Source organism: Stenotrophomonas sp. WZN-1 (assembly GCF_002192255.1).
Taxonomy (GTDB): Bacteria; Pseudomonadota; Gammaproteobacteria; order Xanthomonadales; family Xanthomonadaceae; genus Stenotrophomonas.
The window spans coordinates 3,991,499-4,015,818 of record NZ_CP021768.1; the positions used below are offsets into that span (position 1 = coordinate 3,991,499).

22 protein-coding genes are annotated in these 24,320 nt (G+C 67.7%); 9 read left to right on the top strand and 13 right to left on the bottom strand.

The genetic code is table 11. From position 1 onward, the window contains the following. Nucleotides 1-137: 137 nt before the first annotated feature. The 5 genes from CCR98_RS18635 to CCR98_RS18655 all read right to left on the bottom strand — a co-directional run bounded on the left by CCR98_RS18635 (nt 138) and on the right by CCR98_RS18655 (nt 3,508). Complete coding sequence (locus CCR98_RS18635) at nt 138-1,211, bottom strand: 3-deoxy-7-phosphoheptulonate synthase (protein ID WP_014038657.1); 1,074 nt, start codon at nt 1,209-1,211, stop codon at nt 138-140. 295 nt (nt 1,212-1,506) lie between these two features. Continuing rightward, entirely contained in the window at nt 1,507-1,764 is a 258-nt protein-coding gene (locus CCR98_RS18640; protein WP_087923761.1) for a hypothetical protein, read from the bottom strand. Between the two features lie 112 nt (nt 1,765-1,876). Further along, complete coding sequence (locus tag CCR98_RS18645) at nt 1,877-2,215, bottom strand: DUF6616 family protein (protein WP_087923762.1); 339 nt, start codon at nt 2,213-2,215, stop codon at nt 1,877-1,879. Nucleotides 2,216-2,270: 55 nt separating this feature from the next. Continuing rightward, nucleotides 2,271-3,011, bottom strand: coding sequence for a DNA alkylation repair protein (locus tag CCR98_RS18650; RefSeq protein WP_087923763.1), 741 nt, complete (start codon nt 3,009-3,011; stop codon nt 2,271-2,273). After that, nucleotides 3,008-3,508: a MarR family transcriptional regulator gene (locus tag CCR98_RS18655; protein WP_087923764.1), complete on the bottom strand. Its 501-nt coding sequence runs from the start codon at nt 3,506-3,508 to the stop codon at nt 3,008-3,010. Before CCR98_RS18655 ends, CCR98_RS18650 begins: the two co-directional genes overlap by 4 nt. 221 nt (nt 3,509-3,729) lie before the next feature. Between CCR98_RS18655 and CCR98_RS18660 the strand changes: the two genes are divergently transcribed. After that, nucleotides 3,730-4,893: a serine hydrolase domain-containing protein gene (locus CCR98_RS18660; protein ID WP_087923765.1), complete on the top strand. Its 1,164-nt coding sequence runs from the start codon at nt 3,730-3,732 to the stop codon at nt 4,891-4,893. Between the two features lie 49 nt (nt 4,894-4,942). Here the strand turns inward: CCR98_RS18660 and CCR98_RS18665 are convergent, their stop codons facing one another. The 3 genes from CCR98_RS18665 to CCR98_RS18675 all read right to left on the bottom strand — a co-directional run bounded on the left by CCR98_RS18665 (nt 4,943) and on the right by CCR98_RS18675 (nt 7,705). Beyond that, a complete protein-coding gene (locus CCR98_RS18665) occupies nt 4,943-5,554 on the bottom strand; it encodes a DUF6445 family protein (RefSeq protein WP_014038665.1) in 612 nt (203 codons plus the stop codon). A 132-nt stretch (nt 5,555-5,686) separates the two neighbouring features. Beyond that, a complete protein-coding gene (gene groL, locus CCR98_RS18670) occupies nt 5,687-7,336 on the bottom strand; it encodes a chaperonin GroEL (RefSeq protein WP_014038666.1) in 1,650 nt (549 codons plus the stop codon). 81 nt (nt 7,337-7,417) lie between these two features. Then, nucleotides 7,418-7,705 carry a co-chaperone GroES gene (locus tag CCR98_RS18675; RefSeq protein ID WP_006396661.1) on the bottom strand — a complete coding sequence of 96 codons (288 nt, stop codon included), beginning with the start codon at nt 7,703-7,705 and terminating at the stop codon, nt 7,418-7,420. Nucleotides 7,706-8,063: 358 nt separating this feature from the next. Between CCR98_RS18675 and CCR98_RS18680 the strand changes: the two genes are divergently transcribed. From CCR98_RS18680 to CCR98_RS18700, 5 genes are all read left to right on the top strand, one after another. Next, nucleotides 8,064-9,854, top strand: a complete 1,791-nt coding sequence (locus CCR98_RS18680; RefSeq protein ID WP_087923766.1) for an endonuclease — start codon at nt 8,064-8,066, stop codon at nt 9,852-9,854. A 68-nt stretch (nt 9,855-9,922) separates the two neighbouring features. Further along, complete coding sequence (gene cutA / locus CCR98_RS18685; RefSeq protein WP_087923767.1) at nt 9,923-10,261, top strand: divalent-cation tolerance protein CutA; 339 nt, start codon at nt 9,923-9,925, stop codon at nt 10,259-10,261. After that, nucleotides 10,258-12,639, top strand: coding sequence for a protein-disulfide reductase DsbD (locus tag CCR98_RS18690; protein WP_087923768.1), 2,382 nt, complete (start codon nt 10,258-10,260; stop codon nt 12,637-12,639). Before cutA ends, CCR98_RS18690 begins: the two co-directional genes overlap by 4 nt. Further along, complete coding sequence (locus CCR98_RS18695; RefSeq protein ID WP_087923769.1) at nt 12,636-13,199, top strand: TlpA disulfide reductase family protein; 564 nt, start codon at nt 12,636-12,638, stop codon at nt 13,197-13,199. The genes CCR98_RS18690 and CCR98_RS18695 overlap by 4 nt, the downstream gene beginning before the upstream one ends. A gap of 408 nt (nt 13,200-13,607) precedes the next feature. Beyond that, a complete protein-coding gene (locus CCR98_RS18700) occupies nt 13,608-16,130 on the top strand; it encodes a sulfite reductase flavoprotein subunit alpha (protein WP_087923770.1) in 2,523 nt (840 codons plus the stop codon). A 46-nt stretch (nt 16,131-16,176) separates the two neighbouring features. Here the strand turns inward: CCR98_RS18700 and CCR98_RS18705 are convergent, their stop codons facing one another. Next, nucleotides 16,177-18,714, bottom strand: a complete 2,538-nt coding sequence (locus CCR98_RS18705; protein ID WP_087923771.1) for a methyl-accepting chemotaxis protein — start codon at nt 18,712-18,714, stop codon at nt 16,177-16,179. A gap of 202 nt (nt 18,715-18,916) precedes the next feature. Between CCR98_RS18705 and CCR98_RS18710 the strand changes: the two genes are divergently transcribed. Beyond that, nucleotides 18,917-19,759 carry an arylamine N-acetyltransferase gene (locus tag CCR98_RS18710; RefSeq protein WP_087923772.1) on the top strand — a complete coding sequence of 281 codons (843 nt, stop codon included), beginning with the start codon at nt 18,917-18,919 and terminating at the stop codon, nt 19,757-19,759. A 19-nt stretch (nt 19,760-19,778) separates the two neighbouring features. Here CCR98_RS18710 and CCR98_RS18715 read toward each other — a convergent pair whose 3' ends face one another. Beyond that, nucleotides 19,779-20,150 (bottom strand): VOC family protein, encoded by a 372-nt coding sequence (locus tag CCR98_RS18715; RefSeq protein WP_087923773.1) that lies wholly within the window; start codon nt 20,148-20,150, stop codon nt 19,779-19,781. 82 nt (nt 20,151-20,232) lie between these two features. Between CCR98_RS18715 and CCR98_RS18720 the strand changes: the two genes are divergently transcribed. Further along, nucleotides 20,233-20,949 (top strand): transporter substrate-binding domain-containing protein, encoded by a 717-nt coding sequence (locus CCR98_RS18720; protein ID WP_087923774.1) that lies wholly within the window; start codon nt 20,233-20,235, stop codon nt 20,947-20,949. A 34-nt stretch (nt 20,950-20,983) separates the two neighbouring features. Here the strand turns inward: CCR98_RS18720 and CCR98_RS18725 are convergent, their stop codons facing one another. Next, a complete protein-coding gene (locus CCR98_RS18725; protein WP_087923775.1) occupies nt 20,984-21,883 on the bottom strand; it encodes a LysR substrate-binding domain-containing protein in 900 nt (299 codons plus the stop codon). Between the two features lie 98 nt (nt 21,884-21,981). Between CCR98_RS18725 and CCR98_RS21220 the strand changes: the two genes are divergently transcribed. After that, nucleotides 21,982-22,125, top strand: a complete 144-nt coding sequence (locus CCR98_RS21220) for a hypothetical protein (RefSeq protein ID WP_198361034.1) — start codon at nt 21,982-21,984, stop codon at nt 22,123-22,125. A gap of 7 nt (nt 22,126-22,132) precedes the next feature. Here the strand turns inward: CCR98_RS21220 and CCR98_RS18730 are convergent, their stop codons facing one another. Together CCR98_RS18730 and CCR98_RS18735 are read right to left on the bottom strand one after the other, a co-directional pair. Next, a complete protein-coding gene (locus tag CCR98_RS18730) occupies nt 22,133-22,699 on the bottom strand; it encodes a GIY-YIG nuclease family protein (protein ID WP_087923776.1) in 567 nt (188 codons plus the stop codon). Between the two features lie 42 nt (nt 22,700-22,741). After that, the gene (locus tag CCR98_RS18735) at nt 22,742-24,295 is read right to left on the bottom strand and encodes an alkaline phosphatase (protein ID WP_087923777.1); all 1,554 of its coding nucleotides are present in this window, start codon (nt 24,293-24,295) and stop codon (nt 22,742-22,744) included. Nucleotides 24,296-24,320 lie beyond the last annotated feature (25 nt).

Below are 24,320 nucleotides of genomic sequence, written 5' to 3' on the forward strand. Positions count from 1 at the left end.
CGATGTACCTGGCGCTGTCGCTCATGCGCAGCGCCAGGCGCATCGCCGGTGCAGATGGGCCGGCCTCCAACTCCGGCCGGCCCTGATCGCGGCCGCACCCCCGCAGGCGCTGGCCGCCATCCACACACGTGCCGCACTCAGGCGGCTTCGGACACCTTCACGTCGCGACGGGCGCGCACGGCCGCAGCCAGTCGCTCCAGCACCGTCACGGTGGTGTCCCAGTCGATGCAGCCATCGGTGATGCTCTGCCCGTAGACCAGCGGCTGGCCTTCCACCAGTTCCTGGCGGCCACCAACCAGATGGCTCTCGATCATCACACCAACGATGCGCTGTTCGCCGTCTTCCAACTGAACGGCGATGTCCTCGATCACCTTCGGCTGGTTTTCCGGGTTCTTCAAACTATTGGCATGGCTGGCGTCGATCATCAGGCGCGTCGGCAGCTTGGCCTTGGCCAGCACCTGGCAGGCATCGGCGACGCTGCCTGCGTCGTAGTTCGGCTGCTTGCCGCCGCGCAGGATCACATGGCAATCCGGATTGCCGGTGGTCGATACGATGGCGGTACCGCCCTGCTTGGTGACCGACAGGAAGTGATGCGGATTGGACGCTGCACCCACCGCGTCGGCGGCGATCTTCACGTTGCCATCGGTGCCGTTCTTGAACCCGACCGGGCACGACAGCCCCGAGGCCAACTCACGATGCACCTGGCTTTCGGTGGTGCGTGCACCGATCGCGCCCCACGCCACCAGGTCGGCGATGTACTGCGGCGAGATCACATCGAGGAATTCGACACCGGCCGGCAGGCCGAGCTTGTTGATGTCGCGCAGCAGGCCGCGGGCGATGCGCAGGCCCTTGTCGATCCTGAAGCTGCCGTCCAGGTCCGGATCATTGATCAGGCCCTTCCAGCCCACCGTGGTGCGCGGCTTCTCGAAGTACACGCGCATGACGATTTCCAGTTCGCCGGCCAGCGCATCGCGCAGCGGCTTCAGGCGCTGGGCGTACTCGATGGCGGCCTTCGGGTCGTGGATCGAGCATGGGCCCACCACCACCGCCAGGCGGTCGTCACGGCCATGCAGTATCTGGTGCAGGGCCGCGCGCGAGGCGCTGACGGTGTCGGAGGCTTCATCGTCACAGGGCAGCATCGCCAGCAGCTGGGCAGGCGGTGTCAGCGGTTCGATGGTGCGGATACGCAGGTCGTCGGTGTGCGGGGGCATTGCAGGAGATCTCCGGAACGTTGGGGGTCCCCAGCGCGGCGGCATGAAAAAAGCCGCCAGGTTCGCTGGCGGCTTTCGGGAATGCGTCTGAAGCTTTCTTCAGGGTGAGCGCAGTCCTTCCTCCGCCAGTGGCTTCGGAAAGTAATACCAGTAAAAGCGGGTAGCGGCTGCGTTCATGGGATGTATTGATAGCACAGCTTTTGCGCAGTGCAAAATGTTTCATCCGCAACTGGGGACACGGTTCAGTGAGGTGCACTCCAGCGCTGCCTACGCGGCAGCCGCCACGCAAAGCCGCTCATTTGCCATGCACTTCCACGTCCAGCAGCAGGCCTTCGTGGATGTCGGCCCAGCGCTCCAGCACGCGGTCCAGCTCCAGCCTGGCCTCGTCCAGCTGCTCGGGATTAAGCAGGGAACGGGCGGTGTAGAGGTCGGAGACCAACTGCCGCAGGACCGATTCCGGGATGGCCACCGACGGCCCTTCCCGCCCCGGCAACTGCAATGCCGGGCTGTCGCCAAGCGGGCCGAACAGCGTCACCTGGAGCGTGCTCTGCATGATCAACTTCCCTGCGGATGGATATGGGCAATGTCCTGTTTACCGCGTCCGGGTGACAGGCGCATGTGCCGCCCTGCTGCTGGCCGGGTGTCTGGGCACCTCCGCAGCAGCGCTACAACGCGGCCAGGTCGGCCAGGTGCTGGTCCATGCTGTCCACCGCACCGATGGCATGGGTGGTGGTGAAGTACGCATGCCAGCCGGTAGCAGCAATGCCAGCCGCCAGCGCATCAGCCTCATCGCGGCTGGCGCAGTGCCAGACCGCATAGAACTGCTCGCCGCTGCCGTGCGGCACGTCCGTGGCGATGCGGCCCATGGCCAGTGGGGCAATGCGGGCCGGATCGAACTGCTGCATGCCGGCACCGATCCGGGCGAAGAAGGCCGCGCGCTGTTCGGGCGGGAGTGTGGTCCAGGCAGGCGTGGCGGTATAGAGCTCGATGAAGGTGTGGGACATGGTGGTTCTTCCTTGAGGTTGACGAGGCTGCGGAGTTGCCGGCCAGCGGCCGGCACTACCGGAGCGAGCGCATCGCGCGTTTGCGGATGTAGGCGTTGGCGACGCTGTCGTGCTCGCGCTGCCAGCGCACGCAGAGTCCGCGCAGCCACTGCGGCTGTGTCTTGCCGGCATCATTGAGCCAATTGCTGACCGAATCCTGCACGTAGCGTTCCGGGTCATCGGCCAGTGCTTCCAGCAGCGCCAATGCATGTTCCGGATGTTGCTTGAACAGGGCGATGTGCGTGGCCCAGACACCACGTGGACGCAGTGCTTCGCAGGCGAAGCGGCGCAGGTATGGCGAAGTTTCCTGTGTCCACGGTTGCAGGTACCCGAGCGCCTGCATCGGCGCGGAAACAATGTCCGTGCGTAGCGCCAGCCACGCCCATTCGCGCACGCCGAAGTGCGGGTCATCGGCCAGCGTGCGCATCTGCTGCAGCTTCTCTGCCAGCGTTGCGCGAGCATCGCTGCCGATCAGATAACAGGCCCAGCCGCGCACGGTATCGGAGCTGTGATGCTGCCAGAGCGCAGGCGCGCCCTGCCCCGCCTCACGCAGCAACTGCGCGGCCAGGGTCATGCGCTGGGTGATGCCCTTGCCTGAGGCTTCGTGCATGCACTGCAGCGCTTCCGGTTCAAGCGCAGGCGCTACCCCTTGCAGCAGCTCGGCGAAATCCACTGCCAGGCATTCGGCCAGATGGGTGGCGGCGGCGTTGCCACTGTTGAGTGCACGCCTCCGCTCCGCTGGAATGGGCGTACTCATGCTGCGGATTCCCGCCCGCCGTCCGTGTGCTGCCAGACCTTGTGCAGCAGCCGTGACAGCTGCTGCTGTTCATCCGCATCCAGGCCGTTGAACAGGCCGCCGATCCACTGCGTGTGCTGCTCGAACAGCGCATCGGCCAAGCGCGCACCCTTTGCTGTCAGCACGATCCGCAGGCGACGGCCATCTTCGGCATCGCTGCAACGCTGCAGCAGGCCTTCGCGCTGCAGGCCATCGAGCAGGCCGCTGATGGTGGCGCGGGTCACGCCGGCACGCTCTGCCAGTTCATGGGGCGGCAACGAGCCATCGGCTCCATGCAGCAGGAACAGCACGATGAAGCGACCCTCGCTGAGCCCGTGCGGTGCAAGCCGTGTAGCGCAATCGCGATCGATGGACGTCGAGAGCGACAGCAACTGGAAGCACAGGCGCAGCTGCGCGACGTTGCTGTGACCGCGTCGCTGTGCTTCGCCAAGCAGGGCGTCGTGCTTTGCTTCGAACATATCCAAGCAGTTCTGGTTAGGCGCCTAATCATAATCGGAAGGGGTGGTGGCCAGTCAATCCACCCGTGCTGGCAGGGAGCGGTTGGCAGCGGCAACAACTGCGGTTCGACCGCGTGCCTGCGCGCCCCGCTGGAGGCCGAGCATGGCCCGCTGACACCGGGCCATGACGTGGGCAACGGGCTGGCGTAGCATCGCCGTGCGCCCCACCAGGAGTTCCACGCATGTGCCGTGCCACCCTGATGTTGCTGACGCTGCTCCCGCTGGCGGTATTGGCCGCGCCGCCACCCGTGCCCACGCCCGCTCGCATCGATGCCGAAGCACAGCGGCTGATGCAGGCGGCCCATGCGCGCGGGATGGCGCTGGCGGTGATCGATGACGGCAAGGTGGTGCATGTGGCCGCCTACGGTGATCGCAACGCCGCAGGCGAGCCGCTGCGCACCGACACCGTGATGTACGCTGCGTCACTGACCAAGATGGCCTTCGGCCACCTGGTCGCACAGCTGGCGCAGGACGCGCGTATCGATCTGGATGCCAGCATCGCCACCGCCCTGGACAAACCGCTGCCGGACTATCCACCGGAACCGAAGAAGTACGCCGACTACAGCGTGCTGGCCAGCGATGCCCGCTGGCGCCAGCTCACGCCACGCCTGCTGCTCAACCACGCCAGCGGCTTTGCCAATTTCGGCTTTCTCGAACCGGATGGCCGGTTGAAGTTCCACTTCGAGCCCGGCAGCCGCTACGCCTATTCCGGCGAGGGCCTGATCCTGCTGCAGTTCGTGATCGAACGCGGGCGACTGGGCGAGGATGTGGGTGCGTTGATGCAGCAGCGCGTGTTCGATCGCTTCGGCATGGCGCGGACCAGCATGACGTGGCGTAGCGATTTTGCCGGCAACCTGGCCGATGGCTGGACTGCGGAAGGCACGGCCGAGCCGCACGACGAGCGCAGCCGGGTACGTGCAGCGGGATCGATGGATACGACCATTGCCGACATGGCCCGCTTCGCGGCGGGCTATGTGCGCGGCGAAGGACTGTCGGCTTCAATGCGCAACGAGCTGGTACGGCCGCAGCTGCCGATCACCACCGCCAGCCAGTTCCCAACGCTGCAACCGGAGCTGCCCACCGCGCAGCAGCACAGGGATCTGGCCGCGGGCCTGGGCGTAGTGAGCTTCCGTGGTCCCCAGGGCGCAGGCTTCTACAAGGGCGGTCACGACGATGCGGTCGGCAACACCCTGGTGTGCATCGAGCGGTACAAACGCTGCGTGGTGATCCTGGGCAACGATGTACGGGCGGAGGCCACCTTCCCCGCTCTGGTGGCGTTCGTGCTGGGCGATACCGGCGTTCCATGGCAATGGGAATACGGCGCGGCGAAGGCATTCGTCGAATGACGGTGCGATGACGCCTGCGTGTCGAACGCAGCGTGGATGGCTGCCTGGCTCAGCGCGCCTGCTCAAAGAACATCAGGTACACCAACCGGCCATTCTCCAGGCAGTCGCCGAACGCGGGCCCGGCGGTGTGCCAGAACCAGGGCCGCAGCAGCACCAGCCGGTTGAAGCGCATCGGGATGCGCATGGTCATTTCCCACTGGCTGTCGTCGTTGCTGTCGCGCTCGATGATGTCGCGATGCATGTCGCCGCCGTTGGCATAGCCCAATGCGGCCAGCTCCGCTGCATCCAGGGCCATGCGCTCGGTGCCGGTGCGGCGGTGGCGGAAGAACTCGGTGCCGCCCTCGCAGTGCTCCGGTGCACTCAGGTAGAGGATGCCCGACCAGTGCGAATGGTCGGCGTGCACCTTGGCGCGGCCGGTATCACCGGCCAGGGTGATCCGGAACTTGCCGTGCGACTGCAGCGGGTTGACCGGCCGCAGCGGTTCGTTGACCAGCCGCGAGACCGCGCCGGACAGTCCATCCAGATCCAGCCGCTGCTGCGAATTGCGGCCGGGAAACGCGCCCTCCTGCACGGGATAGGTCAGGCCCAGCGCCGCCTGGCGCAACCCCTGCGCATCGGCAGGGGAAAGGAAGTCGTCGACGATGATGAACGAGGTAGGCATGGCCACCGAGCGTAGCGATGCGCTGCGGCGGCGGCAACCGGGCAATGAAAAACCCCGCCTTGCGGCGGGGTTCTTCCTTGCATCGGGAAGGCGTGCCGACCAGGGTCGGCAACGACCGCCGGGGACGTGGACTTAGAAGTCCATGCCGCCCATGCCACCCATGCCGCCCATGCCACCGGCGCCGCCCATGGCCGGCTCGTCCTTCTTCGGAGCTTCGGCAACCATGGCTTCGGTGGTGATCATCAGGCCAGCGATCGAGGCAGCGTTCTGCAGCGCCGAACGGGTCACCTTGGTCGGGTCCAGGATGCCGAACTGCAGCATGTCGCCGAACTCGCCGGTGGCGGCGTTGTAGCCGAAGCTGCCGGTGCCTTCCTTGACCTTGTTGATGATGACCGACGGCTCTTCACCGGCGTTGGCCACGATTTCGCGCAGCGGGGCTTCCATCGCGCGCAGGGCGATCTGGATGCCGTGGTTCTGGTCTTCGTTGGCACCCTTCAGGCCGGCCAGTGCGGTGACCGCACGGACCAGGGCAACGCCGCCGCCCGGGACCACGCCTTCTTCAACGGCGGCACGGGTGGCGTGCAGGGCGTCGTCGACGCGATCCTTCTTTTCCTTCATTTCGATTTCGGTCGACGCGCCGACCTTGATCACGGCAACGCCGCCAGCCAGCTTGGCCACGCGTTCCTGCAGCTTCTCGCGATCGTAATCCGAGGAGGTGTCCTGGATCTGGGTCTTGATCTGGCCGACGCGTGCATCGACGGCAGCCTTGTCACCCACGCCATCGATGATGGTGGTGTTTTCCTTGGAGACCTGCACCTTCTTGGCGCGGCCCAGGTCCTTGATGGTGGCCTTTTCCAGCGACAGGCCGACTTCTTCGGAGATCACGGTGCCGCCGGTCAGCACGGCCATGTCTTCCAGCATCGCCTTGCGACGGTCGCCGAAGCCCGGCGCCTTGACGGCCACGACCTTGACGATGCCACGGATGGTGTTGACCACCAGGGTGGCCAGCGCTTCGCCTTCGACTTCCTCGGCCACGATCAGCAGCGGCTTGCCGGCCTTGGCGACGCCTTCCAGCACCGGCAGCAGGTCACGGACGTTGGAGATCTTCTTGTCGTGCAGCAGGATGAACGGGTCATCCAGGTCAGCGGTCTGCGACTGCTGGTTGTTGATGAAGTACGGGGACAGGTAGCCGCGGTCGAACTGCATGCCCTTGACCACGTCCAGCTCGTTGTCCAGGCCCGAGCCTTCTTCAACGGTGATCACGCCTTCCTTGCCGACTTCCTTCATCGCGTCGGCGATGATCTGGCCGATCGACTCGTCCGAGTTGGCCGAGATGGTACCGACCTGGGCAATCGCCTTGTCGTCGGCGGTCGGCTTGGAGATGGTCTTCAGTTCGGCAACGGCGGCCACGACGGCTTTGTCGATACCGCGCTTCAGATCCATCGGGTTCATGCCGGCGGCCACAGCCTTGGCGCCTTCGCGGATCAGGGCCTGGGCCAGCACGGTGGCGGTGGTGGTGCCGTCGCCAGCGTCGTCGTTGGTGCGGGAAGCAACTTCCTTCACCATCTGCGCGCCCATGTTCTCGAACTTGTCAGCCAGTTCGATTTCCTTGGCGACGGAGACGCCGTCCTTGGTGATGGTCGGCGCGCCGAAGCTCTTTTCCAGCACGACGTTGCGGCCCTTCGGGCCCAGGGTGGCCTTGACGGCATTGGCGAGAACGTTGACGCCGCGCACCATGCGCGAACGGGCGTCTTCACCGAAACGAATATCCTTGGCAGCCATTGCATTTACCTCATTGGTAGCGCCGGACGAGGCCCGGCGGCTGGGATTTGGGGATCAGGTTGAAACAGGTCGCGCCGGGGCTCAGCCGATGACGGCGAGCACGTCGTCTTCGCGCAGGACCTTGTACTCGACGCCTTCGCTCTTGTACGAGCTGCCGGCGTACTGGCCATAGATGACCTTGTCGCCGACCTTCAGCGACGGAGCGCGCACGCTGCCGTTGTCCAGCGGCTTGCCCGGGCCGACGGCCACGACTTCACCCTTGGTGGACTTTTCCTTGGCCGAATCCGGAATGACGATGCCACCGGCGGAGATTTCGTCGGCTTCGATCGGCTTGACCACAACGCGGTCGTGCAGCGGCTTGATGCTCATGAGAGACCTCTTAAGTTATTGATTGGTCTAAAAAAGTCCGGCGATGTTAGCACTCACCCCAGGTGACTGCCAGCATTGCTCGCGAAAAAGCCCGATGAATCGGGAGCAGGACAGAGATGGAGCTGCGCCCGGACCTTTCAAGGCCGGGCGAGGAAAATTTTTCGCCGCCCCGGGATGCGCGGATTCCCGCCCTGCGTGAAGGCATTCAGGCCGGTGCAATGCGACAACCCCGCGTCCAAAACCCTCGACATTTGGTGACCCGCGTCGCACTGTCAGATATCTGACGTTCATTTACGACAAAGTGTCACTGGATCGGCCTTAGGCTCGGCCGCGCATTCCCAATCACAAGGAGTAGTCGATGCGATTGCTGTCCCCGCTTGCCGCCGCCTGCCTGCTGGCCCTGGCCGCTGCGCCGGCCCAGGCCGAGGTCTTCATCAATGAACTGCACTACGACGACAGCACCGCCGCCGGCGACGTCGGCGAAGCGATCGAGGTCGTGGCCACCGCCGGTGAGGACCTGTCCGGCTACCGCCTGTACCTCTACAACGGCAGCAATCCGTCGGCGGCCGTGGTCTACGCCAACAACCCGGTGCCTGCCGGTAGCGCCGCGGGCTGCGGCAGCGCGACCATCGCCGTGGTCAACTACCCGACCAACGGCCTGCAGAACGGCCCGAATGACGGCATCGCCCTGGTCGATGCCAGCGGCAAGGTGGTCCAGTTCCTCAGCTACGAGGGCGCCATCACCGCCTCCGGTGGCCCTGCCGCCGGCATGACCAGCCAGAACATTCCGGTGGCCGAGACCAACAGCACGGCTCCGGGCACCTCGCTGCAACTGACCGGCAGTGGCAGCCAGTACGCCCACTTCACCTGGGCCGAGTCGGCCAGGCAGACATTCGGCAGCTGCAACAACGGCCAGACCTTCAGCGGTGGCGGCACTCCGGGCCCGAACACGCCGCCGTCGGTGTCCACCACCACCCCGGCGCAGGGCAGCAGCACCTTCCCGGCCGCCGCCGACCTGGAAGTGGTGTTCAGCGAGACGGTGAACCTGGCCAGTGGCGCCTTCGCCCTGAGCTGCGGCACCTCCGGCAGCGTGCCGCTGACCTTCCCGGCCAGCGGCCGCAGCGTGAAGCTGTCCACCAACACTGCGCTGGTGGCCGGTGAAGCCTGCCGCTTCGACATCCGCGCCGCGCGCATCACCGACCTGCAGGGCGCGCACCCGGCCGCCGACAGCCGCATCGCCTTCACCGTGGCCAGCACCGGCGGCAATCCGGACCCGGGCAACCCGGGCGTGCCGGCCGGCTACTACTCCAAGGTCAACACCAGCAGCCCCAGCCAGCTGCGCTGCTCGCTGCACGCCACCATCAAGGGCCACACCGCCTACCCGTACAGCGGCTCGGGCACCAGCACCTGGACCATCCTGGAAATCGCCGACGAGGATCCGAACAATGCCGGCAGGATCCTCGATGCGTATCGCAACCACAGCTACGCCAAGGTGACCGATCGCGCCGGCAGCGGCAGTGGCCTGAAGTACAACCGCGAGCACACCTGGCCGAACTCGCTGGGCTTTGCCACCACCACCGGTGACAAGGGCCTGCCGTACGCGCCGTATACCGACACCCACATGCTGTACCTGACCGACGCGCAGTGGAACGCCGACCGTGGCAACAAGCCGTTCGGCAAGTGCGACGCCAACTGCGGCGAGCGCGCCACCGAGGCCAACAACGGCCAGGGCGGCGGCAGCGGCGGCTATCCGGGCAACTCCAACTGGGTGCGCACGCCGGACGGCAACACGGGCACCTTCGAGGTGTGGGGCAAGCGCAAGGGCGACATGGCGCGTGCGGTGCTGTACATGGCGATCCGCTACGAGGGCGGCAAGGATGCGGCGACCGGCCAGTCCGAGCCGGACCTGGAGCTCACCGACGACCGCAGCAAGATCGTCAAGACCAGCAGTTCGCCGGCCTACATGGGCCTGCTGTCGACGCTGATCGACTGGCACCTGTCCGATCCGCCGGATGATGCCGAGCGTGCGCGCAATGACGTGGTCTACAGCTTCCAGGGCAACCGCAACCCGTTCATCGACCACCCCGAGTGGGCAACCCCGGCCCTGTTCACCTCGGCCAAGCCGGCCACCTGCCAGCTGGCCAACTGACCGCGCAACGCAGCGGTCCACTGCCGCCGCCGGGCCCTGAGCCGGCGGCGGCCCTATACTCGACGGTCATGCCGACCGTCGACCCCGTCCTGCTGCTGTTCACCACCTGCCCGGACCGGGCCAGTGCCGAGCGCATCGCGCACGCGCTGGTCGGCGAGCGCCTGGCGGCGTGCGTGACCCGCCTCGATGGCGCGCACTCGACCTACCGCTGGCAGGGCGAGGTGACCACCGACACCGAACTGCAGCTGCTGGTGAAAACCACCGCGAGCCGCGTCGATGACGCGATTGCCCGGATCGTCGAACTGCATCCGTATGAACTCCCGGAGTGCATCGCGGTCGAAACCCGGGCCGGCCTGCCGGCGTATCTGGACTGGATCCGGGCACAGACCCGGGAGGACACTGATTGAAGACTCTGTTTGCGCGCGGCGCCGCCTTGTGCGCCCTGTTGTGGCTCTCGCTGCCGGCCTTCGCGCTGGATGAGAAGGACCTGCTGCCGGTGGACCAGGCGTTCGCGCTGACCGCCAGTGCCCCCGAACGGGGCCAGGTGCAACTGCAGTTCAAGATCGCGCCGGGCTATTACCTGTATCGCCACCGCACCAGCGTCAAGGCCGATCCCGCCTTCAATGCCGGCGCGCTGCAGATGCCCAGGGGCGACAAGCACCACGACGATTTCTTCGGCGAGGTCGAGACCTATCGCGAGCGCCTGCAGGCGACCCTGCCCGGCACGCCGACCGAGGCCGCCGGCACCATCAGCCTGGAAGTGCGCTACCAGGGCTGCGCCGATGCCGGTGTCTGCTACCCGCCGCAGAAGCGCGTGATACAGGTCACCCTGCCTGGCGCCGGTGCGGCGGCCGCGGCGCCTGCCGCGCGTACGGGTGCGGCAAGCCCGTTCAACAACCCGCTGGCCGGTGCCGGCAACAGCGGTGGCCTGCGCCTGCCGGGCGCGGCCAACAACAGCCAGGCCCTGCCGCTGCCGTCGGAGCAGGCGTTCGGCTTCGATGCCATCGCCAGCGACGGCAACACCCTGCTGCTGCGCTTCAGCCCGGCGCCCGGCTATTACCTGTATCGCGACCGCACCTCGCTGAAGCTGGAAGGCAGCGCCGGCGTGCTGGCCGACAGGCCACGCTGGCCGGCCGCGCAATCCCATCGCGACGAGCACTTCGGCGATGTCTCGGTCTACTTCAACCAGGTGGAAGTGCCGCTGCCGCTGCGCCGCACTGTCACTGATGCGGTCGACAGCACCCTGGTGGTGACCTTCCAGGGCTGCCAGACCGATGGCATCTGCTACCCGCCGATGACCCGCCGGGTGAAGCTGTCGATTCCGGCGGGCAAGCTCTCCGCCAGCACTGACCAGGCGCCAGCGCGCAACGAGGTGATCAGCCCCCTGCGCGCCGCCGGCGCGCCACGTGAATCCGCCAGCGGCGCACCGCTGCGCCTGCTTCCGACCGTCCCCAACGATGGCAACACCGCCCCCGCTGCCACCGGCAGTGAGGGTGCAGGCAATGAGCTCGCCGCCGATGCGCGCGATGGTAACGCCCTGCGCACGCGGCCACCGGCGACCACGCCGAACCCGGACCGTTCGTTCGTCTGGGTACTGCTGCTGGCGCTGGCCGGTGGCCTGGTGCTGAACCTGATGCCCTGCGTGCTGCCGATCCTGTCGCTGAAAGTGCTGAGCCTGGCGCAGAGTGGCGAAAGCCCCGAGCGTGCGCGCAGCCATGCACTCTGGTACACGCTGGGCGTGCTGGTCGCATTCGCGGTGATCGGCGCGCTGATGGTGGGCCTGCGCGCGATCGGCAACGCGGTCGGCATCGGCTTCCAGCTGCAGCACCCGGGCGTGGTGGCCGCGCTGGCGTACATCATGTTCGCGGTGGGCCTGAGCCTGTCGGGCGTGTTCACCCTCGGCGGTGGCATCGGCAACCTCGGCCAGTCGCTGGCCAGCCGCAGCGGCCCGGCCGGTGATTTCTTCACCGGTGCGCTGGCCTGCGTGGTTGGCAGTGCCTGCGTCGGCCCGTTCATGGGCGGGGCGATTGCCTATGCCTTCATTGCCCCGCCGCTGAAGGCGATGACCGTGTTCCTGTTCCTCGGCATGGGCCTGGCGCTGCCGTTCCTGCTGATCGGCTTCGTGCCGGCGCTGGCACGCCGCCTGCCCAAGCCCGGCCCGTGGATGGAAACGCTCAAGCACGTGCTGGCCTTCCCGATGTATGCCACCGCGCTGTGGCTGCTGTGGGTGCTGGGCAAGCAGCGCGGCGTGGACGGCATGGCGCTGGTGCTGGGCGGCCTGCTGCTGTTCGCCTTCGGCCTGTGGCTGTTTGAACGCAACCGCTGGACCGGCTCGCGCGCGGTGACCCTGCTCGGTGTACTGCTGGCGATCGGTGCGCTGGTTCCTGCCTGGGGCGTGACCCAGCTGGCACCGCCGGCGCGGGCCGCACAGGCCGCCAGCGAGAACGTGGTCGAGTATTCGCCGCAGCTGCTGGACCGCCTGCGCGCCGACAACCGCGTGGTGTTCGTCAACATGACCGCCGACTGGTGCGTGAGCTGCAAGGCCAATGAACGCGCCGTGCTGTCGCGGCCGGAGTTCAAGGAACTGCTCAAGCGCACCAACGCGGTGTACATGCGCGGTGACTACACCAATGTCGACCCGCAGATCACCACGTTCCTGGAAGAACACAAGGCCGTGGGCGTGCCGCTGTACGTGGTGTACGGACCCGGCGCGCCACCGACGGTGCTGCCGACCCTGCTGACCCAGGCAGTGGTCGAGGAAGCGCTGCTGCGCACCGCACGATGAAGTGGCAACGGCCAGCGCTGCTGTGGACAGCGGTGCTGGCCGCCGGCCTCGGCCTGTGGGCCGGGCATCGTTTGTCACCCGGCCCGTCTGCACCGGCCGCACCAGCGACGGCTTCCACGGTGACGGCCGTGAAGCCCACGCTGCAGGTGGGCGGTCAGTTACCCGCGCTGACGTTGCCGGACCTGGCGGGACAGCCGCTGGACCTGCGCGCTCGCTTCGCCGGCCGCCCGCTGCTGATCAACGTCTGGGCCAGCTGGTGTGCGCCCTGCGTGGAAGAGATGCCCGAACTGGCCCGCTTCGCCGATGCCCAGGGCGACAACGGTGTGCAGGTGCTGGGCATTGCGCTGGATACCCCGGACGACGTGCGCGCTTTCCTGCTGCGGGTGCCGGTGGACTACCCGATCGTGGTCGAGACCCCGGGGCCACGCGATGCCAGCGTGCAGCTGGGCAATACGCAGGGCCTGCTGCCCTACAGCGTGCTGTTCGATGCACAGGGGCGGCTGGTGAAAACAAAGCTGGGGCCGTTCGAGCACGGTGAGATCGACCGCTGGGTGAGATGAGGGTCCGGCAGGGTTGCACCCTGCACCCGCAGAGGCCTTCAAGCCACGGCAACGGCAACAGCAGCAGCGACAGCCAAAGCCAATGCGGCTCCGGATTGCTGATGGCCTGGCGGGGCGCTGTGGCTGCTGGTGGGTGTCGACCTTGGTCGACACATCTGTCAGATATCGAAATAAATCCGGGGTCAGATCCGTTGTCCTGCGGAAAACGGATCTGACCCCACTACCGTTCCACCAGATCGCGGAAATCTGCCCAGGGTGGGGTGGCAACCTGCTGTTGCGGGTGCCGGGCGCCGCCCGGCCGATACCTCCTGCTTGACCGCGGGCAGGGCGCCACGGAGAATTCCGCGACTAATTCTCATTTGCTGTTGCGCAGGATGCGGGCGGCAGCCTTCAGGCCCTCCTCCTTCGATGTTCAAGAACGTCCTGTTCCAACTGCATTGGCTGCTGGGCATTACCGCCGGTGCCGTCCTGGCCGTGATGGGCCTCAGCGGCGCCACGTTGTCCTTCGAGGACGAACTGCTGCGCGCGGCCAATCCCGGCTTCGCCGAAATCGCCGAGCACCATGCGGACGGCCAGCATCCCCTTGCACTCAGTGAACTGGTGCCATTGCTGCAGGCCGGCAGCGAGCGCCCCCTGCAACGCCTGCGCGTGGATGCCACCGGGCAGCGGCCGTCGGTCGCGCGCTTTGCCGGCGGCAAGGAACACTGGGTGTACTTCGATCCGTACAGCGGCGAGCGCTTCAGCGCCCTGCGCGGGCAGGCATTCTTCGACTTCGTCGAAGACCTGCATCGCCACCTTGCCGCGGGCGAACGCGGCAAATGGATCACCGGCAGCTGTGCGATCGCCCTGCTGTTCTTCACCCTCTCCGGGCTCTACCTGCGCTGGCCGCGACGCTGGTGGCACTGGCGCAGCTGGCTGGCGGTGGAGTGGACGCGCAGTGGCCGTGGCTTCCTGTGGAGCCTGCACTCGGTGATCGGCACCTGGGTGCTGCTGATCTACCTGATGAGTGCACTGACCGGCCTGTGGTGGTCGTTTGACTGGTACCGCAACGCGGCCAACACGCTGCTGGGCGTGGCGCCGGCGGCCAAGCACAAGGTGGCCACCGACGCGGCACTGGACCTGGATCGCATCGAGGCCACGCTGTACGCGCTGCCCGGCGTGCGCTCCGGCTTCATCGACCTGCGCCTGCCGGAGAAGCCGGGGCAGGCGCTGAACGTGCGGGTGATGGCCGGTGATCCGTCGCAGCGCGGCGGCCACCACGATCGTGCGCATGACCTGCTGCAGCTCGATCCGGCCAGCGGCGCGGTTCTCGATGCCCGTCCGTACGCACGCCAGGGCGCGGGCGGACAGCTGGCCACCAGCGTGTTCGCGCTGCATTCGGGCAGCTACTTCGGCGTGCCCGGGCGGGTGGTGGTGATGCTCAGCAGCCTGGGCATGAGCCTGTTCTTCATCACCGGCTGGATGCTGTACCTGGACCGCCGCCGCAGCCAGCGTGCCGCGCGCGGGCTGCGCCGGTCGCTGCCGGCAACGACCACCGATGGCGGTGGTTCGCCGTGGCTGGTGGTGCATGCCAGCCAGAGCGGACTGGGCGAACAACTGGCGTGGCGTGCGGCCGCGCAGCTGCAGGCGTCCGGTCATGCGGTGCAGGTGCTGCCGCTGGCCCGCATGGATGCTGCGAAGCTGCAGGCCACCTCCCAGGCACTGCTCGTACTGAGCACCTTTGGCGACGGCGAGCCACCGGATGCGGCGCGCCGCGCGGCGCGGCTGCTGCTCGCGCAACGCCTGGACCTGTCCCGCCTGCAGTTCGGCCTGCTCGCGCTGGGTGACCGCCAGTACCCGCATTACTGCGGCTTCGGCCGCCAGTTCGATGGCTGGCTGATCGACAACGGCGCGCGTCCGCTGTTCGAGCGCATCGATGTCGATGCCGCTTCGGTGCCGGCGCTGCGCCAGTGGCAGCAGCAGCTGGGTGCGCTCACCGGCGTCGTCACCGATGACAGCGTGCTGCCTGCGGCGACGCAGATGCATGAGTGGCGGCTGCTCGGCCGCGACCGCCTCAACCCTGGCAGCATCGGCGGAGCCATCTGGCGTATCCGTCTTGCCGCACCAGCCGACGTGCAGTGGCAGGCGGGTGACATCCTGCACATCGCGCCCCGCCACAACGCGCGGCATGCCGGCGCCGTGTTGAAGGCACATGGGCTGGACCCGCTGCAGCCACTGCTGGTCGATGGCCATCCGCGCACGCTGCTCGCGCTGGCCAGCGAACGCGAGCTGCCCGAGGCCGATGCTGCGCTGGCGGTGCAGGATGCCTGCCTGTGGCTGGCCGGGCTGCCGCTGCTGCCCAGCCGCGAGTATTCGATCGCCTCCTGCACGGATGATGGCGTGGTGGAGCTGGTGGTGCGGCTGGTGCATGACGCCTCCGGTCGAGCCGGGCGGGGCTCGGGCTGGCTGTCGCTGCATGCGCCGATCGGTGCAAGCATCGTTGCCCGTGTGCACCGCAATCCTGGATTCCATCGTGTCAGTGGCGCCCCGATGGTGCTGATCGGCAACGGCACCGGCATCGCCGGGCTGCGCAGCCTGTTGCGCGAAGCTGCCCACGCAGGCGAGCACGGGCACTGGCTGCTGTTCGGTGAACGCCAGCGCGCATACGACTTCCTGTTCGCCGACGAGATCGAGGCCTTGCAGGCCGCCGGCCATCTTGCACGGGTGGACCTGGCGTTCTCGCGTGATGGCGAGGGTGGTTACGTGCAGGATCGCCTGCGTGCGGCCGTCGATGCGCTGCGCGAGTGGCTGCAGCGCGGTGCGGTGATCCACGTGTGCGGCTCGCTGCAGGGCATGGCCGAGGGCGTGGACCAGGTGCTGCGCACCGCGCTTGGTGATGAAGTGGTGGAAACGCTGCTGGAGAACGGGCGCTACCGCCGCGACGTGTATTGAGCCACAAGGGTGGTGCCGGCGAGCGGCCGGCACTACCGGGGCAGCTTCAGGCCGCCGCGCGCGCCTGCGGCATCGACTGCAGACGGAACGCGCCCACCGCTTCGGCCAGGGCATGTACCTGCGCCTGCATCTGCGCAGTCGAGGCCCCCGCCTCTTCCACCAGGCTGGCGTTGCGCTGGGTGCTGGCCTCCATCTGCACGATGGTCTGGTTCACCTGGGCGATGCCGGCGTGCTGGTCCTGCGACGCACTGCGGATGCCGGCCAGAAGATCCGCCAGCTGCTGCACGCTGCCGACGATCTCGCCCATCGTGGTGCCGGCCTGTTCGGCCTGCCGGTTGCCCTGCCCGACGCGCGCCACCGAATCCTCGATCAAACCCTTGATCTGCTTGGCCGCCTCGGCACTGCGCTGCGCCAGCAGGCGCACTTCAGCGGCCACCACGGCGAAGCTGCGGCCCTGCTCGCCGGCGCGCGCCGCTTCCACCGCCGCGTTGAGTGCGAGGATGTTGGTCTGGAAGGCGATGCCATCGATCAGCTGGGTGATGTCGCCGATCCGCCGCGAGGCCTCGCTGATGCCGTGCATGGTCGCGACCACCTGGCCAACAGCCTCGCCACCACGCTGGGCCACCGCTGCCGCGCCCTGCACCAGGGCATCGGCGCGACCTGCGGCATCGGCGTTGCGGCCAACGGTGTCGGTCAGCTCATGCATCGACGCTGCGGTCTCTTCCAGGTTGGCGGCCTGTTGCTCGGTGCGCTGCGACAGATCGTGATGGCCGGCAACGATCTCACCGACACCGGTATCGAGGCTGGACGTGGCCTGCTGGATGCGGGTGACGATGCGGCCCAGCTGCGCGACGGTGGCATTGGCATCGTCCCGCATGCGCGCGAACACGCCCTGCAGCTCCCCCTCCATGCGCACGCTGAGGTCGCCGCGGGCCAGCGCAGCCAGCAGTGCCTGCAGGTCACCGAGGTTGGTTTCAAAGGTGGCCAGCAGGCGATTGATGCTGGTCGACAACGTGCGCACGAAGCCCTGCTTGCCTTCCAGCGCGATGCGGCCATGCAGGTCACCGTGTGCCGCCGCATCGACCAGGGCAGCCACTTCGGTTTCCAGCAGGGTCTCCAGTGCACGACTGCGCCATTCCACCGCTACGCCGAGGAACTGCCCTTCGTCGATGATCGGGTTGGCAATCAGCTGGTAGCGCACACCGGCATGACCGATCTCGCGCTCCTCGCGCTGACGCGCGCCGGCCAGGCTGGCCAGCGCCGGATGCAGGCGCACTGCATCGCTGCCCACCAGGTCTTCGAGCTGGCGTTCGAGTTGCTGCAGCAGTGCCGGATTGACGTAGGCCACCTGGCCCTCGGCATCGATCACCATCAGCCCGGTCTGCGCGCTGTCCAATGCCTGGCGCACCCGGGTGTTGCCGCGCGCAACGGCACGCTCGGTCCCGATGCGCGCACGCAGGCGCTGCTGCATGTCGACCAGGCGCTGTGCCAGCTGGCCGATCTCATCATTGGCGTTGTGCACGCGCAGGGTAGTGTCGAGGCGATCGTCGGCGATGTCGCTGGCGAAGCGCAGGGTGTCCTGGATCGGCTGGCGCACCGCACGTAGCACCAGCACCAGGCTGGTGATCAACACGCCGGCGACCAGCAGCAGGGTCACTGCGAACAACACGCTCATGGTGCGTGCGCTGGCCTGCTGGCGCGCCTGTGCCTTGGCCAGCGCCGCCACCTGGGCCTGCTGGAAGGCGGACAGCGCCGGCGCCACGCCAGCGGCGGCATCCAGCAGCGATTGCGCCTCCACATCCAGGCCAACGCGGGCGGCGGTATAGCCCAGCAACGCGGCCTGATAGGCCTCCATGCCGTTGCGAAGGGCATCCTGCGCATCGGTCGGCAGGCCCACCAGCGCGAGATCGAACGGCAGCTTCTCTTCGCTCGCACGGTCGGCATGGGTGGAGTCGCCATCAAGCAGCAGCAGTGCCTCCTGTCGGCGCATCTTCTGCAGGGACAACGCCAACGAAGGCCGCTGCAGCGCATCCACCTGCGCCTGCAGGGTATCGGCGGCCTGCTGCAGCTGGGCGGCGAGGCCGGCATCGCCACGACCCATCTCGTCGACGCGTTCAAACAGGGCGGCCACCCCCTGCGAGAACGCGCCGGCGGCTTCGGTCAGCGCCTGCAGCGCCTTGCGCCGACCGGCATCCATCGGCATCGCGCGCAGGGCCTGAAGATCGGCCTGCAGCGCCTTCTGCGTCGCCAGCAGCTGGGCGCGGTCGGCGTCGTCGAAACTGCGTGCATACTGGGTCTGCAGACGTCGCGCCTCGGCCACCCGCGTGGCCAGGCTCGCGGCCAGATCGCTGCCGTGCTGGTAGCTGGCCTGGCTGCGCGCCGCCTGTGTGCTGGCATGGGCGGTCCAGGCGTAGACGGCGGCGATCGCGACCAGGCCCAGGCCACAGACCCACAGGGTCGCCTTGAGCTTGTTGGCCACGCTGAGCCGGTGCGGCTGCAGCCACAGCAGCAGGCCGGGGGACGCCGAGCGCAGCGCGGCAAGCCGCATGCGCAGGGACCGGAGGTGGGGGACGACGGCCGACATGACAGACTCCAGGCGGAAGGACGCACCTGTATCGGCTGGAAATGGAGCAACTTTAGGGCGTTCCTGCTTCAGTCCCACCGATTGCTGGCGGACGCGGCCTTTGTACCCGGCACAGGCGACGGGGGGATGACACCCGCGCCGCGCTTGACCTCAACCCCGGTTGGGGGAGCACAGTGGACGTCCCTCCCCCGCCCGGTGCCCCATGCCGACGCTCGATGTCCCCCGCTACCTGCAACGCCTGCAGCTGGATGCACCGCCACCGCTGACGCTGGCGGGCCTGACCCTGCTGCAGCAGCGCCACAACGCATTGCTGCCGTTCGAAACCCTCAGCTGCCTGCTGCGCGATGCGGTGCCGATCGACCTGGACAGCATCCAGCGCAAGCTGCTCGACGACCGCCGTGGCGGCTACTGCTTCGAACTCAACGGCGGCCTGCTGGCGCTGCTGCAGGCGCTGGGCTTCGATGCGCAGCCGTTGAGCGCGCGCGTGCTGCTGGCCGCCCAGGACGGCGAACTGACCGCACGGACCCACCTGCTGCTGCGCGTGCAGGTGGACGGCGACGACTGGCTGGTGGATGCCGGTTTCGGCAGCCTGACCCCGACCGTGCCGCTGCGGCTGCAGGATCCGCAGCCGCAGGCCACGCCTCACGAGCGCTTCCTGCTGCAGCGCCTGCCCGGCGAGGGGGATTTCGTGCTGTCCGCCGAGTCCGGCGACGGCTGGCGGGCGATGTATCGCTTCGACCTGCACACGCCGGCACCGATCGACAACGTGGTGGGCAACTGGTACGTGTGCACCCACCCCGATTCCAGCTTCCCCGGCCAGCTGCGCGCGTCACTGACCGGGCCGGACTGGCGACGCACCATCGGCAGCGGCAGCTACACCGAGTACCGCCCTGGCCAGGCACCGGACAAGCGCCTGCTGCATGATGCTGGCGACGTGCGCGAGGTATTGCAGCTGCGCTTCGGCATGCAGTTGCCGGACGACCCACGGCTGGATCCGGCGATCAACGACTGGCTGCAGCGCTCACGCGCCGCGACCCACGTCTAGCGTCGAGCCATGCTCGGCGCTACAGAACAGCGCGCGCCTGCAATGCGATCCGGTTGCCTTCGCTGTCGCGGATCTCGGCCACGCGCCAGTCGCCGGCATCGGCCGGGCCGAAGCGCAGCTCGGCCCCGGCCTGCAGCGCACACTCAAGGCTGGCATCCAGGTCATCGACACCGATATAGATGCGCGCGCCCTGTTCGGAGGGCCGGTAGTCCGCACCCTGCACCAGCGACATGCTGGCGCCGACGGCCTCATCGGCAAACGGCAGATACGCCATCGTGCAGTCGTGCAGCAGGATCGGTTCGTCCACCGCCACCCGCAGCCATTGCTGGTAGAAGGTGATGGCCCGGGCCAGGTCGGTGACCGGTATCTCAACGTGCAGGATGGGGTTCATGGCCGCAGGATAGCCGGATACTGACATTGCCTTGCAGGACGACACTGGCATGCTGGAGCACCCTTTCCCCACGGAGTCCTGCATGTCCCTGGCCGATCATCGAAGTGCGCTGGCACCGCTGGGCGTCCTGCGCGTGGCCATCAACCTGGGCAATCCGGTACTGGCGCAGGGTGACGCGCGCTCACCGCGCGGGCCGTCGCTGGAACTGGCCACGGCATTGGCGCAGCGCATGGGCGTGCAGGCACGCTTCACCTGCCACGACGCCGCGGCCTCAGTGGTCGCTGCAGCCAACGAGGATGCCTGGGACCTGGCCTTCCTGGCCATCGATCCGGCGCGCGCCGACCGCATCGCCTTCAGTGCCCCCTATGTGGAGATCGAAGGCACCTACCTGGTGCGCGAGGACAGCCCTGCGCAGCAGGTGGCCGACCTGGACCGCGATGGCCTGCGCATCGCGGTCGGTCGTGGCGCGGCCTACGACCTGTTCCTCAGCCGCGAACTGCGCCACGCCAAGATCGAGCGGGCCGAGACGTCGTCGGCGGCGATCACCCTGTTCGAGCAGCAGCGCCTGGATGCCGCCGCCGGCGTGCGCCAACCGTTGGTGGCATGGGCACAGGCCCATCCCGGCCACCGCGTACTGGCCGACCGCTTCACCGCGATCCAGCAGGCGGTCGCGGCGCCGGCCTCGCGCCCGGCCGATGCATTGCAGGCGCTGTTCGAGGACGTGGAGGCGATCAAGGCAGGCTCGTTGCTGGGCGAAGCCTTTGCCCGTGCCGGGCAGGCGGTTACGTTGGTACGGTGAATGCAGCGCACACGCAGTCGAGCATGGCTCGACGCTACGAATGCGCGTCTGCCATGTGCCGCACGTGCTCGGCGGCCTGGGCGTGCAGCCAGTCGCGGAAGGCCAGGAAGCCGCGATGGTGGGCCGAGCGCTGCGGGTAGACCAGCCAATGTGGCCAGGCGGTTTTCAGTCGCAGGCTGGACAGCGCGACCAGTTGGCCGGAATCCAGCAGCAGGCGCGCCCGCGTCACCCGTCCCAGCGCCACGCCTACCCCGTCCAGCGCCGCGCGGTGATGCGCCTCCGAATCATCCAGCACCGCCACGAAGCGTGGCGGCGGGTTCTGCCCGCTCAGCGCGAACCAGGCGCCCCACGCGCCGTCGGGATCACCCAACAGCGGCCACTGGTTCAGCGGCACGCGGCCGATCCCTCCCATGCGTTCGATCAGTGCCGGGCTGGCCATCGGCAGCAGCCACTCGTCGAACAGCGGCTCCACCACCAGGCCCGGCCACTGCCCGCTGCCCAGCCGCAGCGCGGCGTCGAACTGGCGCTGCCGCTCGAAATCAATCAGGCGCTCACTCGACTGCAGGTTGATCTCGATCTGCGGGTACTCGGCCACGAAGTGCCCCAGCCGCGGCACCAGCCACGCCGACGCCATCGACGGTACCGCGCTGATCGTCAGCACGTGCTCGGCGCGTGCGGCATAGGGCTGGAAGGCCTCGTTGATCGCATCCAGATGCGGGCCGACCTGGTCGAGCAGGCGCTGCCCTTCCGGGGTGAGGGTGACGCCACGCGGCTGGCGGACCAGCAGCGGCTGCCCCAGCCGCTCTTCCAGCTGGCGCATCTGATGGCTGAGCGCACTGACGGTCAGGTTCATCGACGCCGCTGCGCGTGACAGGTTGCCGAGCCGGGCGGCAGCCACGAAACCCTGCAGGGCATGAAGGGGCGGACGGGACATCAGGCTTGAATTCCTCTCAAGGCATGCTTGCGGAAATGTCGCTTTTTGCCCGTCCATGCTGCCCGTATCGTGCAATCCACTCAAGTGGAGGCACGCTCATGAACATCTACGGCAGCCTGTTGTTCCTGCACGGCCACGTGGCCAGCGTCGAGTTGGCACGTCAGCTGGCCAGTCCGTCCACACCTGCCCCGCAGTGCGCGCGGCAACCGGCTGCGCCGGTTCAGCCGCCGCGAGCCCGTTGAGCGCTCCTCAGCCTGCATACCAGCGCTGGACGTGTTCAGGCAGCCACGGCATCGGATCGATTTCCAAAGCCCGACAACCGTCGAGGGTGTCACGCAGCACGCCCTCGCCGGGGCCGCCGGGCATCCGCAGGCCTTCCTCTTCCGGAAGCTGCACCGCAGCCCAGTCGTGCAGCCGGTCCATGCGCAGGCGCAGGGCGGCCCGCAGCCACGCCTTCAGTGGATAACAGCGATAGCCTTGTTCGCCCAACGCGGCAATCGCAAGCGACAAGGCCTGGTTGGCACCACGTACCCATTCGGTGCGACCTCCAGCCTTGTCCGGGATCGTCATCGGCGCCGGTGCGCGGTGCGCCTTGAACGGCGAGCGCAGCTGCAGCTCAAGATCCCGCGCATCGCGCTCGCTTTCCGCTTCCACCAGTGCACCGGCGTCCAGGTCGAAGAACTCGAACCAACGCCGGTGCAATGCGCTGATGCGTCCGAGCGGATCACGCGAAAAACCGATCTTCGCGTAGTCTTCCCACGCACAGGGGAAGATGTAGGCGAAGACACGACCATCGATGCGGATATCCGACTGCATGTGCGCAGGCTGCCTCGACAACAGCCCGCGTGCAACCGGGCGTTACCGTGGACGCTGCAGCGCCTCCTGCACCGCCGCAGCCACGTCGGTGTTGTCGATGTAGCTGCCGTCATTCCAGCGCACGTGCTGGCGGTAGCCGGCATCGACACCCCGCACGCGCTTGCCAAGCAGCTCCGCACCTGCGCCCTTGGCCCACAGCGGCACCAGCGCATTGGAGTGGTTGCCGGTGGGCCGGAAGCTCATCCCCGGCAGGCGTCCGCGGCCGTTGTTGCGTACCGGCTCGAAGGCAACGTTCTGTGCATCCGGGCCCATCGGCATGCTGTTGTCGTGGTCGGTGGTGACGATCAGCAGGTTGCGCTCCCAACCACCGTTGCGCTCGATCCATTCAACCACAGCCGCCACTGCGTCGTTGAATTCCACGGTTTCCTCGATCAGGCGGCCGTACTGCGGCTGGTCGCTGCACTGGCCGTAGTGCCATTCGGTGCCGCAGGCGCTGGTATGCGCGGCCCAATCAGTGGCGCCGCCTTCCACCATCAGGAACAGGCCCTTGGCCGAGCGCTGCTGCAGGAACCGCAGCGCGCCACGCGTCATGGTCGCAAGATCGGGCACGCTGTCGATCTTCCTTACCCCGGAAGGCGTGGCCGCATCCTTGCCCAGCACCTGCAGCTGGCGCGCCTGCTGGAGCGTATTGGCCACGCGCGGTACACCGATCAGCGGCCGGTCGGCCGGCAACCGCCCCTGCGCCAGTGCAGTGAACGCTTCCTTGCTGCGGATCAGGCGCCACGGTCCCGTCGGATTGCCGGCAATGGTGCTGCCCGCTTCCAGCTGCTGCCAGTCCTGCTGCGATACCCATTCCCACGGGTTCGCGCAGCCCTCGGCCTTCGACGCTCCGGCACCCTCATCACAGGCGCGACCATCAACGCTGTAGCCGGGACCGCCGGTGCCCATCACCAGGTCCATGTGGCCCTGCGCCAGCATCTGGTGCGCAATGGCGTGATAGTTGTTGCGCGACTCGTTCTGCGCCGCGAACGCCGCCGGCGTGGCGTGCGCGAACGGCACTGAGGTCACCACACCGGTCGCCATGCCCAGCCGCTTGGCGCGCAGCGTATTGAACTCGACCGGATTGCCATCGTTGTTGTAATTGATGGCGTTGTTGTAGGTCTTGATGCCCGAGGACAACGCTGTGCCCGCTGCGGCGCTGTCGGTCGCGACCGCCGCCAGGTACTGGTAGCCGACGAACGGCAGGTCCTGCGCCGGTACCGGTTCGCTGTCCCAGGCCTTGCCCGCGTCGTAGCCCAGGGTCTGTGCGTTGTCGCGGGTCGGCCGGCTGCTGGCGTTCAACGGGAAGGTGCTGACCGCCAGGCGCTGCGGGAAATCCGCATATGGCGCGCCTTCGCGGCTGCCGTATTGCCAGTAGGCGGCGGCGTCCCAGGTGCCCCAGCCGGCACCGTCGTTGATCATCACGATCACGTTGTGCGGGCGCGCTTCGCGGGAAGCAACGGCCTCGGCGCGCAGGTTGGGCTGGCAGCCACCCAACGCGGCCAGCGCAAGCAGCAGCGAGGAAGGGAGCCATCGGCGTGGCATGCGTGCGGTCATCGGAGATCCCGTCGGGCCAACAGCG

What these genes read in the sequence shown, in the direction of transcription:
- CCR98_RS18635 (WP_014038657.1), bottom strand. Translation starts at nt 1,211, where the DNA reads ATGCCCCCGCACACCGACGACCTGCGTATCCGCACCATCGAACCGCTG.
- CCR98_RS18640 (WP_087923761.1), bottom strand. Translation starts at nt 1,764, where the DNA reads ATGCAGAGCACGCTCCAGGTGACGCTGTTCGGCCCGCTTGGCGACAGC.
- CCR98_RS18645 (WP_087923762.1), bottom strand. Translation starts at nt 2,215, where the DNA reads ATGTCCCACACCTTCATCGAGCTCTATACCGCCACGCCTGCCTGGACC.
- CCR98_RS18650 (WP_087923763.1), bottom strand. Translation starts at nt 3,011, where the DNA reads ATGAGTACGCCCATTCCAGCGGAGCGGAGGCGTGCACTCAACAGTGGC.
- CCR98_RS18655 (WP_087923764.1), bottom strand. Translation starts at nt 3,508, where the DNA reads ATGTTCGAAGCAAAGCACGACGCCCTGCTTGGCGAAGCACAGCGACGC.
- CCR98_RS18660 (WP_087923765.1), top strand. Translation starts at nt 3,730, where the DNA reads ATGTGCCGTGCCACCCTGATGTTGCTGACGCTGCTCCCGCTGGCGGTA.
- CCR98_RS18665 (WP_014038665.1), bottom strand. Translation starts at nt 5,554, where the DNA reads ATGCCTACCTCGTTCATCATCGTCGACGACTTCCTTTCCCCTGCCGAT.
- groL (WP_014038666.1), bottom strand. Translation starts at nt 7,336, where the DNA reads ATGGCTGCCAAGGATATTCGTTTCGGTGAAGACGCCCGTTCGCGCATG.
- CCR98_RS18675 (WP_006396661.1), bottom strand. Translation starts at nt 7,705, where the DNA reads ATGAGCATCAAGCCGCTGCACGACCGCGTTGTGGTCAAGCCGATCGAA.
- CCR98_RS18680 (WP_087923766.1), top strand. Translation starts at nt 8,064, where the DNA reads ATGCGATTGCTGTCCCCGCTTGCCGCCGCCTGCCTGCTGGCCCTGGCC.
- cutA (WP_087923767.1), top strand. Translation starts at nt 9,923, where the DNA reads ATGCCGACCGTCGACCCCGTCCTGCTGCTGTTCACCACCTGCCCGGAC.
- CCR98_RS18695 (WP_087923769.1), top strand. Translation starts at nt 12,636, where the DNA reads ATGAAGTGGCAACGGCCAGCGCTGCTGTGGACAGCGGTGCTGGCCGCC.
- CCR98_RS18700 (WP_087923770.1), top strand. Translation starts at nt 13,608, where the DNA reads ATGTTCAAGAACGTCCTGTTCCAACTGCATTGGCTGCTGGGCATTACC.
- CCR98_RS18705 (WP_087923771.1), bottom strand. Translation starts at nt 18,714, where the DNA reads ATGTCGGCCGTCGTCCCCCACCTCCGGTCCCTGCGCATGCGGCTTGCC.
- CCR98_RS18710 (WP_087923772.1), top strand. Translation starts at nt 18,917, where the DNA reads ATGCCGACGCTCGATGTCCCCCGCTACCTGCAACGCCTGCAGCTGGAT.
- CCR98_RS18715 (WP_087923773.1), bottom strand. Translation starts at nt 20,150, where the DNA reads ATGAACCCCATCCTGCACGTTGAGATACCGGTCACCGACCTGGCCCGG.
- CCR98_RS18720 (WP_087923774.1), top strand. Translation starts at nt 20,233, where the DNA reads ATGTCCCTGGCCGATCATCGAAGTGCGCTGGCACCGCTGGGCGTCCTG.
- CCR98_RS18725 (WP_087923775.1), bottom strand. Translation starts at nt 21,883, where the DNA reads ATGTCCCGTCCGCCCCTTCATGCCCTGCAGGGTTTCGTGGCTGCCGCC.
- CCR98_RS21220 (WP_198361034.1), top strand. Translation starts at nt 21,982, where the DNA reads ATGAACATCTACGGCAGCCTGTTGTTCCTGCACGGCCACGTGGCCAGC.
- CCR98_RS18730 (WP_087923776.1), bottom strand. Translation starts at nt 22,699, where the DNA reads ATGCAGTCGGATATCCGCATCGATGGTCGTGTCTTCGCCTACATCTTC.
- CCR98_RS18735 (WP_087923777.1), bottom strand. Translation starts at nt 24,295, where the DNA reads ATGACCGCACGCATGCCACGCCGATGGCTCCCTTCCTCGCTGCTGCTT.